Origin of the sequence: Bacillus sp. 2CMS4F (assembly GCF_023161785.1) — a bacterium.
Classification (GTDB): Bacteria; Bacillota; Bacilli; order Bacillales; family Bacillaceae; genus Bacillus; species Bacillus halotolerans.
The window spans coordinates 1-15438 of record NZ_JALNTO010000020.1 but is presented as its reverse complement, the minus strand read 5'-3'; the positions used below and the strand labels follow the sequence as shown (position 1 = coordinate 15438).

The following is a 15438-nucleotide window of genomic DNA, read 5'->3' as shown; positions in this document are numbered from 1 at the left end:
ACAAAAAAGCGTCAACTTAATCTAGGTCGCCCCTCCTCCATTTTTCAAACGTTTTCAAAACCTCTTCCGATAAAGCAATTTTACCCGCTGGCTTTTCGGAAGTGATCTTTCTTACCCGCCTTTCGATTCGCCTTTCTATCGCTTCTACCTCTCTCAAGAGCTCCCGGGCCGATTTTCGCAATGCCCCTTGTCCGAAAATCGCCCACTGCTCAGTGTAGTCAGAGGTCGCAACATGAATTTGAGTCGCAATGTTATTCAGATCCTGTGCCAGCTTTTCTATCCGCTCATCCGCAGTCTCATTTTCTTTTGTGAAAATCACTTCAACTCTGTGGTTAGTCTGTTTTTTCTCAATTCCCTTCACAAGATGCGCGTCAAATACGACAATAACCCTGTTTCCTGTATACGATTGATATTCCGCCATTTTCTGAATCAGTACGTCTCTCGCCTCTTCAAAACTATTCGCTTTTAAATCCTTCAGCTGCGGCCAGGCTCCAATCATGTTGTATCCGTCTACTAACAGGATATCCATTGATCATTATTCTCCCAGAGGGTTTCGCTTCCGGTAGACTTCATACATCAAAAGCCCCGCCGCTACAGATGCATTGAGTGAAGTAACTTTACCTGCCATCGGGAGTTTAATAAGAAAATCACATTTTTCTTTAATCAGGCGTCCCATTCCTTTTCCTTCACTTCCGATGACGAGAGCCAAAGGCATGCTGCCGTCCATTGTGCGGTAATCCTCCCGCGCGGATGCATCCGTTCCGACAACCCAGATTCCCCGCTCTTTCATTTCCTCTAGCGTTCGCGCCAAATTGGTGACCTTTGCGACTGGAATATGCTCAATTGCGCCTGTTGAAGCCTTTGCTACAGTAGTTGTCAGACCGACAGCTCTGCGTTTTGGAATCACAATACCATGGGCGCCGACTGCATCAGCTGTTCTCATAATTGAACCGAGATTATGAGGGTCCTCAAGCTCGTCCAGAATGAGAAAGAAAGGCTGTTCATTTCTTTCCTCTGCCGCTTTATATAAGTCGTCCAGTTCCGCGTACTCATACGCTGCGACCTGCGCCACTACACCTTGGTGCTGCCCTGTCACCATTTGGTCGAGTTTTTTTCTAGGGACGTATTGAATGGTGATGCCCTGCTTTTTCGCAAGCTCAATCACCTGCTGTGCTTGTCCCTTTACGGTGTTTTCCGCCATCCACAGCTTATACAGCTTGCGATCTGATTTTAACGTCTCGATCACTGCATTTTTTCCTATGACGTAATCATGTTGCTGACTCATTTGTTTTCCTCCCTGACCGTTCCGAATTGTATAGCTTCAGCAACAAGCTGATTCAGTCTTTCTTCTTTTTTCTCAAGAAAAAGATAGCCCAGCAGTGCTTCAAATGCTGTACTATAGCGGTACGTCTGCACATCTGTATTTTTAGGAATCGTTCCCGACTTGGCATTTCTGCCTCTTTTCAGCACCGCTTCCTCTTCTTCCGTGAAAAATGATTGATTCCGCAGAAAGAAAAGGATCTCAGCCTGTGACTTTGCCGATACGATCCGGCTTGATTTCTTGTGAAGATCATTTGGTTTGGTAAATCCCTGCTTAAGCAGGTGATGCCTCACATAAACTTCAAAAATGGCATCACCTATATAAGCAAGCGCAAGGCCGTTAAGCTGCTTTGAATCTTTTATCGTTTCAAAATCAAGCATCCGTTATTCTCCCCGTTTCCAGCGAGTGCCTTGAGCCGTATCTTCAAGAATGATATTCATGCTTTTCAGCTGGTCGCGGATCTGATCAGACAGAGCAAAATCACGATTGCGGCGCGCTTCATTTCTTTTTTCAATCAAATCTTCAATCTCTTGATCCAGAAGCTCCTGCTCACCAAGTGAGAAACCGAGGACAGAAACAATTCGGTCAAACATCTCAATAAACGCTGTAATAACGTGATCTGCTGTATGATCTTCCTGAAGATAATAGTTCGCATTCTTCGCCAAATCGAATAAAACAGAAATGGCATTCGCTGTATTAAAATCATCATCCATTGCTTCTTCAAATGCTGTTCGATGTTCTTCAATCTTTGCAAGCCATTTATCATCATCTTCTGTTAAATTTGTGCTGCTGTTTAAACGGTGCTGAAGGTTGCTATACGCTGTTTTCAACCGGTTAAACGCGCTCTTTGTGTTCTCCAGAAGCTCTTCTGAATAGTTAATTGGGTGACGATAGTGAACAGACAGCATAAAGAATCTGAGCAGCTGCGGATCATGCTGTTTAATAATGTCATGCACAAGCACAAAGTTGCCGAGTGATTTTGACATTTTTTCATTATCGATATTGATATAGCCGTTATGAAGCCAGTATTTCGCAAATGTTTTGCCAGTCAGTGCTTCTGATTGAGCAATTTCATTTTCATGGTGAGGGAATGTTAAATCCTGGCCGCCTGCATGGATATCAATTTGATCACCTAAGTACTTTTTCACCATCGCAGAGCATTCAATGTGCCAGCCCGGACGTCCTTTCCCCCAAGGGCTATCCCAAGAGATTTCTCCTTCTTTAGCTGCTTTCCACAGAGCGAAATCAAGAGCATCTTCTTTTTTCTCGCCAACTCGGATGCGCGCGCCAGATCTCAATTCATCAATCGATTGCTGCGAGAGCTTTCCGTATCCCTCAAATGCTCTTGTTTTGAAATAAACATCTCCTTCAGATTCATAAGCATAGCCCTTTTTCACCAGCTGATCTATGAAATCAATAATCGCGTCCATGTTTTCCATCACTCGCGGATGAAGGTCGGCTTTTCGGCAGCCGAGCGCACCTACATCTTCAAAGTATGCTTTAATAAAACGCTCAGAAATGGTCGGAACATCTTCACCAAGTTCATTTGCTGCTTTAATTAATTTATCATCTACATCTGTGAAGTTAGAGACATATTGGACATCGTAGCCTTTATACTCCAAATAGTTTCGAACCGTGTCATAAACGATGGCCGGACGGGCATTTCCAATATGAATATAATTGTAAACCGTCGGTCCGCACACGTACATTTTCACTTTTCCCTCTTCAAGAGGAACAAATGTTTCCTTCTGTCTAGTCAATGTATTATAAAGAGTGATTGTCATTTTTGATTAATCCTTTCTTTTCTGTCTTCAAGTTCCGTCTTCAGCTCTAAAATCTGCTGTTCCAAAGACTTAAACCGGTCAGCAACCGGATCGGGTAAATCCTGATGGTTTAAATCCCGTTTGATTTTCTTGCCGTTTTGCACGACAACCCTTCCCGGGATGCCGACAACTGTAGAGTAGTCCGGAACATCGTGGAGCACAACTGAACCAGCCCCTATTTTAGAGCCTTCACCGACAGTTATTGAACCGAGCACTTTAGCACCTGTCGCTATCAATGCGTCATCTTTAATTGTCGGATGCCTTTTGCCCCTTTCTTTCCCCGTTCCTCCAAGGGTAACCCCCTGAAAAACGGTTACGTTATTGCCGATTTCACATGTCTCCCCAATGACAACCCCCATCCCATGGTCTATGAAAAATCTTCTTCCGATCGTAGCCCCTGGGTGGATTTCAATTCCTGTAAAAAATCGGCTCACCTGAGATATAAGGCGTGCAAGGAAATAAAATTTTCGTTTATATAAAGCATGTGCAATCCGATGCGCCCATATAGCATGTAAACCGGAATAAGTTAAAATCACTTCAAAATAACTTCGTGCTGCAGGATCTTGATCGAACACCGTACCAATGTCTTCTTTGAGCATTTTAAAAAACACATGCTTCCCCCCATTCTACCCGCTATCATCTATCTATTTCCTCTAGACCCAATAAAAAAAGCGCCTCTGCATGTAAACATGACAGAGACGCTTTGACCGCGCGGTTCCACTCTGTTTGAAAAGCAGACTCCTGCTCTCCCAACTTCAGCCTGTAACGGCGGCGGCCGCCTTTGAATACTGATTTCAAAAAACGTTCTTCAAAGGTCTTAAGGGCGCACTTCTAAAACCCGACTCCTGGATCTCTCTCAGCCAATGAAGATCCTTTCTGTATTGGTCTAAAGCTTTATACTCTTCCCTGTCAACAATCATCTATTTAGATATTTTTCAACCGCTGAATTGCAGATTCTTTTCCGATCAGTTCAATTGATTGCGGAAGCTCAGGACCGTGAGTTTGGCCTGTTACAGCAACACGGATCGGCATAAACAGTTTTTTCCCTTTATGGCCTGTTTCTTTTTGTACTGCTTTGATAGAAGCTTTGATCTGGTCCGGAGTGAACTCCTCCAGCTCTTCAAGCTTCGCAGCGAATGTGCTGAGCACTTCAGGCACCTGTTCTTCTTCTAAAACAGCTTTTGCTTCTTGATTATACTCGATCTCATCCGTAAAGAACAAATCAGTCAGCTCAACAATTTCCGCACCGTAGCTCAATTGCTCATGATATAGAGAAATCAGTTTGCGAACCCATTCTTGTTCTTCAGGAGATAGTTCATTGCCAACTTTGCCGGCTTTTTGAAGATGCGGGAGCGTAAGCTCAACAACCTGATCAAGATCCAATTTTTTCACATATTGGTTGTTGACCCATTTCAGCTTATGCATATCAAACAGAGCTGGTGATTTAGATAAACGATTTACATCAAAAATTTCAATAAACTCTTCTTTTGTGAAAAGCTCTTCTTCTCCCACCGGCGACCAGCCCAGCAGGCCGATAAAGTTGAACAGCGCCTCCGGCAAGTAGCCAAGCTCTTTATATTGCTCAATGAATTGAATAATCGATTCATCACGTTTGCTGAGCTTTTTACGGCTTTCATTTACAATCAACGTCATGTGGCCGAACTGAGGAATATCCCAGCCGAACGCTTGAAAGATCATGATCTGTTTTGGTGTATTCGAAATATGGTCCTCACCGCGCAGCACGTGCGTCATTTTCATTAGATAGTCATCCACAGCTACTGCAAAGTTATAAGTCGGCGTTCCGTCTTTTTTCACAATAACAAAGTCGCCGATGCCATCAGATTCGAAAGAAATTTCACCTTTTACAATATCATTAAACGCAATGATTTTTCCTTCAGGGACACGGAAACGAATACTCGGCTTTCTGCCCTCTGCAAGGAATTTTTCCTGTTCTTCCTGAGTCAGATCTCTGTGCTTTCCGGAATAACGCGGCATCTCTCCGCGGGCAATCTGCTCTTCACGTTCTTTTTCAAGTTCTTCTTCTGTACAGAAACATTTATAAGCAAGCCCTTTTTCAAGCAGCTCTTCATAGTAAACCTTATAGATATCGTTACGCTCGGACTGACGGTATGGGCCGTACTCTCCGCCGACATCCACACTCTCATCCCAGTCGATGCCAAGCCATTTTAAATAGTTGAGCTGGCTTTGTTCTCCGCCCTCAATGTTACGTTTTTTATCAGTGTCCTCAACACGGATAATAAACTTGCCGCCTTGGCTGCGGGCAAATAAATAATTAAAAAGCGCCGTTCTGGCATTTCCAATATGCAAATGTCCTGTTGGACTCGGTGCATAACGGACGCGTACTTCGTTTCCCATTTCAAATACTTCCTTTCATCTCATGTATGGCCTCAGGCTAAATGTATGCATCTATTCTACCACCAAATAGACCGGGCATCAAAACAAGTTAGCCTTTTTGTATCAGCACTGTGGCTTGAGCGGCTATTCCTTCCGCTCTTCCTGTAAATCCAAGCTTTTCGGTCGTGGTCGCTTTAACATTCACTTGGGAAACCTCTGCCTCAAGCCCTTCAGCGATTCTTTTTCTCATGTCTTCTATGTACGGCGCCATCTTCGGCTTCTGTGCAATGATCGTACAGTCAATATTTCCAAGTACATACCCTTTCTGTTTCACAAGCCCCCAGACATGCTGAAGTAATTTAAACGAATCAGCATCCTTGAACTCCGGATCTGTATCAGGGAAATGCTTGCCGATGTCGCCCTCCCCGACAGCTCCGAGACATGCGTCAGCAACGGTGTGCAATAATACATCCGCGTCAGAATGTCCGAGCAATCCTTTTTCATACGGGATTTCAACTCCGCCGATAATGAGAGGCCGGCCCTCTACTAATTGGTGCACATCAAAACCTTGTCCGATTCTAAACATGATTATTCCCACTTTCTGCTTCCATGATAGCTTCAGCTGACGTTAAATCATCAGGAGTCGTCAGCTTAATATTTGTATAGTTACCTTCTACAACACGAACCGAACGGCCCTCCAGCTGTTCGACGAGACTGGCGTCATCCGTTCCTAAAAACCCTCTGCGCTCTGCCTCAGCGTGAGCCTCCATCAATAAAGAAAGACGAAAAGCTTGTGGCGTTTGGACAGCCCACAAGCTTGAACGTTCAATCGTCTCACTGACTTCTAAATCTTGAACGCGTTTAATCGTATCTTTTACCGGAACAGCCAGGATGGCCGCTCCGGTCTGCTCCGCTTCAGCAATCAGTTCGTCAATCTGGTCATGCTTTATAAAAGGACGAGCGCCGTCGTGAACGAGGACAATCTTTTCTTGTTTAACGGCTTTGAGCCCCTTATAAACACTGTGCTGGCGTTCATCTCCGCCTGCTACAAGCTCGATAGCGGTTTGAAACGGATATTGGTTCAGCAATTGCTGAAAGTCGTCCCGTTCGCGCTCGTTAATCACCAAAATGATTCTGCCGCACGGACGATGGCTGTCAAACACCCGTAAAGTGTGAATGATAACCGGTTCTCCTTTCAGCTCAATAAACAGTTTATTTCTCCCTGCCTTCATCCGTTTCCCCTGTCCGGCCGCAAGAATTACCACATCATAATTCATTGTTCTTTCTCCCTTTACAGCGCCTTCTCCAACAGCTTAGGCTTGGCAAAAATCATTCGTCCCGCTGCTGTCTGCAGCACGCTTGTGACGAGAACATCAATGTGTTTTCCGATATAATTCCGTCCTTCTTCAACGACAATCATAGTGCCGTCATCCAAGTAAGCGACTCCCTGATTATGCTCTTTGCCGTCTTTAATGACCTGAACATTCATTTCCTCACCCGGAAGCACAACAGGCTTGACCGCGTTGGCAAGATCATTAATGTTTAACACTGCTACCTTCTGAAGCTCGCACACTTTATTTAAATTAAAATCATTCGTCACAACGACTCCGGATGTCAGTTTAGCGAGTTTGACCAGCTTGCTGTCAACCTCCTGGATATCTTCAAAGTCACCTTCATAAATTTCAACTTTAATATCTAATTCTTTTTGAATGCGGTTCAGGATATCAAGACCGCGGCGCCCTCTGTTGCGTTTTAACACATCTGAGGAGTCAGCGATATGCTGCAATTCCTCAAGGACAAACTGCGGAATCACGATAATTCCCTCTAAGAAACCAGTCTGACAAATATCTGCAATTCTCCCATCAATAATAACACTTGTGTCCAGGATTTTCAGCTTTTTGTCTTGGACCTCATGCTCTTCGTCAGCTGTTCCTTTTTTCTTTTGCATTCTGGCGGAAATGGAGAATAGGCTGATCAATTCATCCTTTTTCTTAAAGCCCACCTGAAAGCCAAGATAACCGAGAAAGAAAGCTAAAAACACAGGGATGATTGTGCTGAGTATGCGGTAAGGTATATTGTCTAAAGGAATAACGTTTACGATAAGATAAGCAATTATAAGTCCAAATACTAAGCCAAGACTTCCAAATAACAAATCTGGAACCGGCGCTTTTAATAATGAATCCTCTATCCACTTAACCCAGTTCACAACGTAATCTGTACCCCATATACTGATGAGAAAAAAGATAATTGCACCTATTGCCGCAGACGTATATGCGTTTGTTATTAAAGGTATGTCCTGTAAACTTAACAGTACAAACAATTCAGGTATTAAAAATATACCAACAACGCCGCCGAAGATAATGAAGAACGCCTGAACTATTCGTTTTAACATACCCCCACCTCCTTTAAAGAAAATTATTGTATTTCACAAGTTTTACGCCACCTACGAATATCAGAATAAACAAAAACCAACAATAATATACCCGTAAAGATATGGTTTTAACCGAAAATCATAGCTGTCTGTCTAAATAATGCTTCTCTTGAAGGCGTTTTAAGCCCTTTTTGATTTTTTGGGCTCGTACTTCACCGATACCCTCTACTTCATCTAATTCTTCTGCGCTGGCCTCAATAATTCTCGGCAGAACGCCAAATGCCTCCACCACATTCTCCACAATCGGCATCGGAAGGCGCGGAATCTTATTTAGCAGCCTGTATCCTCTAGGCAGAACATAGTCATCAAGATTTGTAGAAGCCGGATAACCAAGCAGCTTATAAACAATGGAATCATCAAGCAAATCGTAGCTGGACATATCCTGCAGCTCTTTTAAAAGGACAAATGGATCTTTAATCTTTTCTTTCACATAATCCTTAATAAATAAAGCAGCCTCTTCTTCCATATCAGTAATCAGTTCGATGACCTGCAGCTTAATCAAATGACCTTCTGTTCCCAGTTCCCTGATATACATGTTGATTTCATTTTTGATTCGCAGCACCATTTCATAACGGTGCATCACAGACAGAACATCGCTGAATGTAACGAGTTCCTCAAACTCTAATGCGTTTAGTGCATTAATCGTTTTATCCAGAATTGTTTTATATTTTTCTAGAGTTTGAATGGCTTGATTCGCTTTTGTTAAAATAAATCCTATGTCTTTTAGTGTATACTTCATACTTTCCTGATATAACGTTATGACATTTCTTCTCTCAGAAATTGCGATAACGAGACAGCCGGTTTGCTTAGCTACTCTTTCGGCAGTGCGGTGCCTCATTCCTGTTTCTGACGAAGAAATTGTGGCTTCAGGCATCAATTGTGTATTGGCATATAGGATCTTTTGACCAGAATCACTTAAAATAATCGCACCATCCATTTTAGCCAGTTCATATAAATGCGCCGGAGAAAAAGCAGTGTTAATGTGGAAACCGCCATCCACCACTTCTTTTACTTTATCATTATATCCAACAACAATCAGACCGCCTGTATTTGCTCTCAGTACATTTTCTATCCCCGCTCTGAGCGGTGTTCCAGGAGCAACAAATTGCAAAATAGAAGACAGGTCTAACTCATGTTTCGCCCCTTTTTTCTCTTTTTCCATCTATTATCCTCCTAATGAAGTACGAAGTGCCTCTGCAACATTTGCTACTCCGATGACCTCAATCCCTTTTGGTTTCGTCCATCCATCCAGATTTGCCGCAGGTATGATCATGCGTTTAAAACCAAGCTTTGCCGCTTCTTTTACACGCTGTTCAATTCTTGATACCCGGCGGACTTCTCCGGTTAATCCCACTTCTCCTATAAAGCAATCTGCAGGATTTGGAGGTGTGTCTCTAAAGCTTGATGCGATACTGACCGCTATAGCAAGATCAATCGCAGGTTCATCAAGTTTGACGCCGCCCGCTACCTTCAAATATGCATCCTGATTTTGCAGCAGCAGACCTACTCTTTTTTCTAACACAGCCATTAACAGTGACACCCTGTTATGATCTATCCCTGTTGCCATGCGCCGCGGATTGCCAAAGCTTGTTGGCGAGATGAGCGCCTGAATTTCAACAAGAATCGGCCTTGTGCCTTCCATAGAAGCCGTTATGCTCGACCCCGCAGATCCCGCCGAACGCTCTTCTAAGAAGATTTCCGAAGGATTCAGTACCTCAGTAAGCCCTTCTTCCCGCATTTCAAAAATACCCATTTCGTTTGTAGAACCAAAGCGGTTTTTTACAGCCCGTAAGATTCGGAAAGTATGGTGACGCTCTCCTTCAAAGTATAAAACAGTGTCAACCATATGCTCCAGCAGTCTCGGCCCCGCGATGGACCCTTCTTTCGTTACGTGACCTACAATAAATATCGGAATACCTTTTGTCTTTGCAATTTTCATCAGCTCGGCTGTACACTCTCTTACCTGTGACACACTGCCGGGAGCCGATGTAATATCGCTTTGATAGACCGTTTGAATAGAGTCAACAACCACAAACGCTGGATTCATCTCTTCTATAGCAGACGAAATATACTCCATATCGGTTTCGGATAAAACATGCAGTGAGGGATTATTTATGCCCAGACGGTCTGCTCTTAATTTCGTTTGTTTTACCGATTCTTCTCCTGAAATGTACAGAACATGACGTGTTGAACCAGATAACTGAGCGGATACTTGCAGTAATAAGGTCGATTTTCCGATGCCTGGGTCCCCGCCAATTAAAACAAGTGAGCCCTTCACCACACCGCCGCCGAGCACTCTGTTAAACTCGCCGAGCTGTGTTTTAACCCGGGGTTCTTCTGATGTTTCGATTGATGTTATGGGGGAAGGTTTCCGAACGGTTTGAACAGAATGAGAAAAAGCCGCTCTCCGATTGGCCGGTGCTTTTTTAATCATTTCTTCCACCATTGTATTCCAAGCACCGCAGCCCGGACATTTCCCCATCCATTTTGGAGACTCGTAGCCGCAGGATTGGCAGATGAATTTGGATTTTGTTTTAGCCATAAATAGTGTAAGACCTCTCCCTTGTTCTATTTCTTGATACGAAATTGAGGCATACACTTACATGCTGTATGCCTCATTTTCGTCTTCTATATTAATTCGTTTTAGCAGTCGTTTTTACGACAAATTCGCCATCTTCTACATCAAGAACGATATGGTGTCCTTTATGAATGTTACCTCTGAGCAGCTCTTCAGATAATCGGTCCTCCACATGTTTTTGAATGGCTCTTCTGAGCGGGCGGGCACCGTATTCAAGGTCTACGCCCTCTTCCGCGACTTTTGCTTTCGCAGCTTCCGTCAATTCAATAGAAAGGTCCTGTTCTTTAAGACGTTTCGTTAATTGATCAGACATCAATGACACGATTTCAGCCAGATGTTTTTTCTCGAGTGAATGGAAGACGATAATTTCATCAATACGGTTGATGAATTCCGGTCTGAACGCACGTTTCAGCTCACCCATCACTTTATCCTTCATGTCTTTATGATTTTGCGTCTCATCCTGAACGTTGAAGCCGACATATTTGTTGCGTTTCAGCTCACTTGCTCCGACGTTTGACGTCATGATCAGAATCGTGTTGCGGAAATCAACTGTACGGCCTTTAGAATCAGTCAATCGTCCGTCTTCAAGAACTTGAAGGAGGATATTGAAGACGTCAGGGTGCGCTTTCTCAATTTCATCAAGAAGCACAACAGAGTATGGTTTTCTTCTTACCTTCTCTGTTAATTGGCCGCCCTCATCGTATCCCACATACCCTGGAGGTGAACCTACAAGTCTAGAAGTCGAGTGTTTTTCCATGTATTCAGACATATCAATTCTGATCATGGCTTCTTCATCACCGAAGATAGACTCAGCAAGTGCCCGTGCAAGCTCCGTTTTACCTACACCTGTAGGGCCTAAGAAAATGAATGAGCCGATTGGGCGTTTAGGGTCTTTTAGCCCTGCTCTTGCACGTCTGACCGCTTTAGCAACGGCTACAACAGCTTCATCTTGGCCGATGACACGGGAATGAAGAATGCTCTCCATATTAAGAAGCTTATCAGTTTCAGTTTGAGCGATTTTTGATACAGGCACCCCAGTCCAGCTGGATACAACCATCGCAATATCATCCACAGAAACCTCTGAGTTTTCCTGTCCCTGCTTCTCTTTCCATGATTTTTTCGTATCTTCCACTTGCTCACGCAAACGCTGTTCCGTATCACGCAAGGAAGCCGCTTTTTCAAATTCTTGGCTTTGCACCGCAGCATCCTTCTCTTTTCGTACTTCATCAAGTTTCTGTTCAAGCTCTTTTAAATTAGGAGGCGTTGTAAAGGAACGCAATCTGACCTTGGAACCCGCTTCATCGATCAAGTCAATAGCTTTATCCGGAAGGAAACGGTCAGAGATATATCTGTCAGAAAGCTTAACCGCAGCCTCAATGGCTTCGTCAGTGATAGAAACGCGGTGGTGGGCTTCATATCGGTCACGCAAGCCTTTTAGGATTTGAATGCTTTCGTCTACAGACGGCTGATCAACCTGGATTGGCTGAAAACGGCGTTCCAGAGCTGCATCTTTTTCAATATATTTACGGTACTCATCAAGAGTTGTCGCACCGATGCACTGAAGTTCTCCGCGAGCAAGTGAAGGTTTCAAAATGTTGGATGCATCAATGGCACCTTCTGCTCCGCCCGCTCCGATTAGTGTATGGAGCTCATCAATGAATAGAATGATGTTTCCGGCCTGACGGATTTCATCCATAACTTTCTTCAAACGATCCTCAAATTCACCGCGATATTTTGTACCGGCAACAACTGTTCCCATGTCTAATGTCATAACGCGTTTATCCCGTAAAATTTCAGGAACTTCATTATTGATAATTTGCTGTGCAAGACCTTCTGCGATAGCCGTTTTCCCTACGCCCGGTTCCCCAATCAGAACAGGATTGTTTTTCGTTCTGCGGCTCAGCACTTCAATGACACGCTGAATTTCTTTGCTTCTGCCGATAACCGGATCAAGGCTGTCTTCCTTCGCAATCGCTGTTAAATCTCTTGCCAGGCTATCTAGTGTAGGCGTATTCGCATTGCTGTTTGTTCCAGCCGCTGATGAACCTGTTTCATTACTTCCAAGAAGCTGAAGCACTTGCTGTCTTGCTTTATTTAAGCTGACTCCGAGATTGTTAAGCACTCTCGCAGCCACACCTTCACCTTCGCGAATAAGTCCAAGAAGAATATGCTCTGTTCCCACATAAGAATGGCCGAGTTTTCTGGCCTCATCCATTGATAGCTCAATGACTTTTTTAGCTCTCGGAGTATAATGAATCGTTTGAGACATTTCCTGTCCGCGCCCAATTAAGCTCTCAACTTCTTTTTGGATTTTATCTGAACCAAGTCCAAGCGCTTGAAGTGCTTTAGCAGCGATGCCCTCTCCTTCTCGCACCAGTCCTAATAAAATATGCTCAGTGCCGATATTATTATGACCTAAACGAAGTGCTTCTTCCTGTGCAAGCGCCAGTACCTTTTGAGCTCGTTCTGTAAATCTTCCAAACATCATATCGATTCATCCTCCTGTCTATTCCCATTCATTTCTAAGTGAAGCCGTTCTCTGATAAGAGCCGCTCTTCGTATATCTCTTTCGTTCGGACGCAAAGCGCCTCCCGAGTACTGCTGTAAAAATCCCGGCTGTGTTAAAATCATCAGTTCATTAAGTATATTGCTTGAAAGTCCTTTTATAATGCCTAGGTCTATACCCAACCGAACATCTGAAAGACACTTTGCAGTTTCTTTCGATTCTATCATTCGGCAATTGGACAAGACTCCATAGGATCGATACACACGATCCTCAAGCTCAATCTTAGAGGTTTGGTAAAGCGCTTCTCGGGCAGATCGTTCCTGTTCAATCAGCTGGGCAGCTACACTGTTAAGGTCATCGACAATATCCTGCTCAGACTTTCCAAGCGTGATTTGATTTGAAATTTGAAAGATATTTCCTACTGCTTCGCTGCCTTCCCCATAAATCCCTCTAACAACTAAGCCTAATTGATTAATAGCCGGTATAATTCGATTTATTTGCCTAGTTAAAACAAGTGCCGGAAGATGCATCATGACTGAAGCCCTTAAGCCCGTACCTACATTTGTAGGACAGCTGGTTAAGTAACCCCTTTGCTCACTAAATGCATAATCAACCTTTTCCTCAATCCAGTCATCAACTTGGTTTGCGGCTTTCATTGCTTGCGGAAGCTGAAAACCTGGGAAAAGACACTGAATTCTTATGTGGTCCTCCTCATTCAACATGACGCTTACTTCTTCATTTTCAGAAAGCAAACAGCCGCCAAAAGGAGACTCTGTCAAATTAGGGCTGATGAGATGCTTTTCAACAAGCACCCGTTTTTCTAAAGGCTGTGCGTCGTTCATTCTGATCAAAAGGAATTTGCCGACACCGGGAATTTCTTGTTCTGAAAACTGTTCTTCAAACTGTTGTAAGATGGATGAGGCTTCTTCATTGGAATATCGCGTAGGGAACCGAATATTTTCAAAGTTCCTAGCTAAACGTATGCGGCTGCTGAGTACAATGTCACTTTCAGGGCCTTTCTGCTTCATCCAACTGCTTAATGCGTCCTGAATAAAATGCTTTAGCGACATTACCCCTGTTCCTCCTCACTATCTGTACTTTTGAGTGACTGTTCTAATGAACGAATTTGATCTCTCACATGGGCTGCATTTTCAAATTCTTCTTGTTGTATTAAAGCTTCTAATTCTTTTTTCAGCATATCGATCTGTCGTCTGACATGCAGGTTGCCGCCTATACGTTTCGGTATTTTCCCGCCATGCACAGTGTTTCCGCTGTGAACTTTGCGTAAGATCGGTGTAATGTTGCTATGAAATGTTTTATAACATTCGGCACAGCCAAATCGACCAGTTTTTCTAAATTGCTGAAATGTCATTCCGCACTTCGGACAAGCAGATATTTGCTCGGAATGGCTGAACATTTGTGTTCCAGCATTCTGAAATGAAGAATCCATGTTCAGTAAACCTGATAGTAAATTATGAATAGAGAAACCATGACTTGCACTTATACCATATGAATCGCTATGTTCTTTTGCACATTGTTCGCAGATGTGAACCTCTTTTTTCTCTCCGTTAACAACCTTTGTAAAGTGAAAAGTGGCTGGTCTCTCATTGCACTCTTGACAAATCAATCTTTTCACCCGCTTATTTTAATTTTAAAGCGGTCAGCATAGCTTTCATCATTCTCGCTCTTAATTCATCACGTTCAGGCAAATCAATGTACAGTACTGAGCGATCCATCACGCTGACCATCATTTTTGCTTCTCTTTCAGAGATCACCTTGTCTTCTAATAGCCTTAAAATAATGTCATCAGAGGCTGCTTGAGACAAATGGGTATTAATTTGAGAAATAATATTATTGATTAGGACAACTTCATTATTCATTTTAATTTTAATGATTCTGATATAACCGCCGCCCCCGCGTTTGCTCTCAACAATATATCCTCTCTCGCTTGTAAATCTGGTGTTGATGACATAATTTATTTGGGAAGGAACACATTGAAATTTATCTGCAATTTCACTACGTTTAATTTCTAAAATTTCCTTGCCATTTTGATCTAACACTTGTTTCAAGTACTGTTCAATGATGTCAGAAATATTATGTCCCACTCAACCCCCTCCTTTATTGACTTTGACTATATTTGACTTTAATCTTACTATAAGGTGTTTTTCGAGAATTTTCAACTTTCTCGCTCTATCTTAAGTATTTCCATTTTCTAAATCCATAAAACCTGATTATTCACTTAAAATTTATCTGTGAAGTTATTATATTATATAACTAAATGAAATTTTATGATACCAATAAGCAGAACGCAAAAAAGGGCAGCTCATATGAGCTGCCCTTTTGTTAATTGCTTGGCGGCGTCCTACTCTCACAGGGGGAAACCCCCGACTACCATCGGCGCTGAAGAGCTTAACTTCCGTGTTC

The 15438-nt window shown here is 43.1% G+C and carries 14 protein-coding genes, 1 rRNA gene, 1 pseudogene and 1 other annotated feature; all 16 genes and pseudogenes read right to left on the bottom strand.

All coding sequences use genetic code 11. The features are described 5' to 3' along the window. Positions 1-16: 16 nt before the first annotated feature. Positions 17-529 carry a ribosome-dependent mRNA decay endonuclease Rae1/YacP gene (rae1, locus tag MTN95_RS19925; RefSeq protein WP_044153431.1) on the bottom strand — a complete coding sequence of 171 codons (513 nt, stop codon included), beginning with the start codon at positions 527-529 and terminating at the stop codon, positions 17-19. 6 nt (positions 530-535) lie between these two features. After that, positions 536-1285 carry a 23S rRNA (guanosine(2251)-2'-O)-methyltransferase RlmB gene (rlmB, locus tag MTN95_RS19920; protein ID WP_059336713.1) on the bottom strand — a complete coding sequence of 250 codons (750 nt, stop codon included), beginning with the start codon at positions 1283-1285 and terminating at the stop codon, positions 536-538. Then, positions 1269-1701, bottom strand: a pseudogene (locus MTN95_RS19915) (mini-ribonuclease 3). The gene rlmB and the pseudogene MTN95_RS19915 overlap by 17 nt, the downstream one beginning before the upstream one ends. Before the next feature lie 3 nt (positions 1702-1704). Continuing rightward, entirely contained in the window at positions 1705-3105 is a 1401-nt protein-coding gene (gene cysS, locus MTN95_RS19910) for a cysteine--tRNA ligase (protein WP_105955685.1), read from the bottom strand. Further along, complete coding sequence (gene cysE / locus MTN95_RS19905) at positions 3102-3755, bottom strand: serine O-acetyltransferase (protein WP_248339799.1); 654 nt, start codon at positions 3753-3755, stop codon at positions 3102-3104. The genes cysS and cysE overlap by 4 nt, the downstream gene beginning before the upstream one ends. 80 nt (positions 3756-3835) lie before the next feature. Further along, positions 3836-4066, bottom strand: a binding site (T-box leader). A 2-nt stretch (positions 4067-4068) separates the two neighbouring features. Then, positions 4069-5520, bottom strand: coding sequence for a glutamate--tRNA ligase (gene gltX / locus MTN95_RS19900; protein ID WP_105955686.1), 1452 nt, complete (start codon positions 5518-5520; stop codon positions 4069-4071). Between the two features lie 88 nt (positions 5521-5608). Continuing rightward, a complete protein-coding gene (gene ispF / locus MTN95_RS19895; protein ID WP_105955687.1) occupies positions 5609-6085 on the bottom strand; it encodes a 2-C-methyl-D-erythritol 2,4-cyclodiphosphate synthase in 477 nt (158 codons plus the stop codon). Continuing rightward, entirely contained in the window at positions 6078-6776 is a 699-nt protein-coding gene (ispD, locus tag MTN95_RS19890) for a 2-C-methyl-D-erythritol 4-phosphate cytidylyltransferase (protein WP_105955688.1), read from the bottom strand. The genes ispF and ispD overlap by 8 nt, the downstream gene beginning before the upstream one ends. A gap of 14 nt (positions 6777-6790) precedes the next feature. Then, positions 6791-7891 carry a PIN/TRAM domain-containing protein gene (locus MTN95_RS19885; protein ID WP_059291688.1) on the bottom strand — a complete coding sequence of 367 codons (1101 nt, stop codon included), beginning with the start codon at positions 7889-7891 and terminating at the stop codon, positions 6791-6793. A gap of 118 nt (positions 7892-8009) precedes the next feature. Further along, a complete protein-coding gene (gene disA, locus MTN95_RS19880) occupies positions 8010-9092 on the bottom strand; it encodes a DNA integrity scanning diadenylate cyclase DisA (RefSeq protein WP_003242042.1) in 1083 nt (360 codons plus the stop codon). 3 nt (positions 9093-9095) lie between these two features. Beyond that, the gene (radA, locus tag MTN95_RS19875) at positions 9096-10472 is read right to left on the bottom strand and encodes a DNA repair protein RadA (RefSeq protein WP_248339798.1); all 1377 of its coding nucleotides are present in this window, start codon (positions 10470-10472) and stop codon (positions 9096-9098) included. A gap of 91 nt (positions 10473-10563) precedes the next feature. Then, entirely contained in the window at positions 10564-12996 is a 2433-nt protein-coding gene (clpC, locus tag MTN95_RS19870; protein ID WP_010332750.1) for an ATP-dependent protease ATP-binding subunit ClpC, read from the bottom strand. Beyond that, entirely contained in the window at positions 12993-14084 is a 1092-nt protein-coding gene (mcsB, locus tag MTN95_RS19865) for a protein-arginine kinase McsB (RefSeq protein WP_059291687.1), read from the bottom strand. The genes clpC and mcsB overlap by 4 nt, the downstream gene beginning before the upstream one ends. Next, positions 14084-14641, bottom strand: coding sequence for a protein-arginine kinase activator protein McsA (gene mcsA, locus MTN95_RS19860; protein WP_103672506.1), 558 nt, complete (start codon positions 14639-14641; stop codon positions 14084-14086). The genes mcsB and mcsA overlap by 1 nt, the downstream gene beginning before the upstream one ends. 13 nt (positions 14642-14654) lie before the next feature. Continuing rightward, the gene (gene ctsR, locus MTN95_RS19855; RefSeq protein WP_010332747.1) at positions 14655-15119 is read right to left on the bottom strand and encodes a transcriptional regulator CtsR; all 465 of its coding nucleotides are present in this window, start codon (positions 15117-15119) and stop codon (positions 14655-14657) included. A 244-nt stretch (positions 15120-15363) separates the two neighbouring features. After that, positions 15364-15438: ribosomal RNA gene (gene rrf, locus MTN95_RS21730) — 5S ribosomal RNA — on the bottom strand; the annotation flags it as partial.

Bases quoted from the DNA above. Each gene is read 5' to 3' on its own strand.
- rae1 (WP_044153431.1), bottom strand. From the start codon at position 529: ATGGATATCCTGTTAGTAGACGGATACAACATGATTGGAGCCTGGCCG.
- rlmB (WP_059336713.1), bottom strand. From the start codon at position 1,285: ATGAGTCAGCAACATGATTACGTCATAGGAAAAAATGCAGTGATCGAG.
- cysS (WP_105955685.1), bottom strand. From the start codon at position 3,105: ATGACAATCACTCTTTATAATACATTGACTAGACAGAAGGAAACATTT.
- gltX (WP_105955686.1), bottom strand. From the start codon at position 5,520: ATGGGAAACGAAGTACGCGTCCGTTATGCACCGAGTCCAACAGGACAT.
- ispF (WP_105955687.1), bottom strand. From the start codon at position 6,085: ATGTTTAGAATCGGACAAGGTTTTGATGTGCACCAATTAGTAGAGGGC.
- ispD (WP_105955688.1), bottom strand. From the start codon at position 6,776: ATGAATTATGATGTGGTAATTCTTGCGGCCGGACAGGGGAAACGGATG.
- MTN95_RS19885 (WP_059291688.1), bottom strand. From the start codon at position 7,891: ATGTTAAAACGAATAGTTCAGGCGTTCTTCATTATCTTCGGCGGCGTT.
- disA (WP_003242042.1), bottom strand. From the start codon at position 9,092: ATGGAAAAAGAGAAAAAAGGGGCGAAACATGAGTTAGACCTGTCTTCT.
- radA (WP_248339798.1), bottom strand. From the start codon at position 10,472: ATGGCTAAAACAAAATCCAAATTCATCTGCCAATCCTGCGGCTACGAG.
- clpC (WP_010332750.1), bottom strand. From the start codon at position 12,996: ATGATGTTTGGAAGATTTACAGAACGAGCTCAAAAGGTACTGGCGCTT.
- mcsB (WP_059291687.1), bottom strand. From the start codon at position 14,084: ATGTCGCTAAAGCATTTTATTCAGGACGCATTAAGCAGTTGGATGAAG.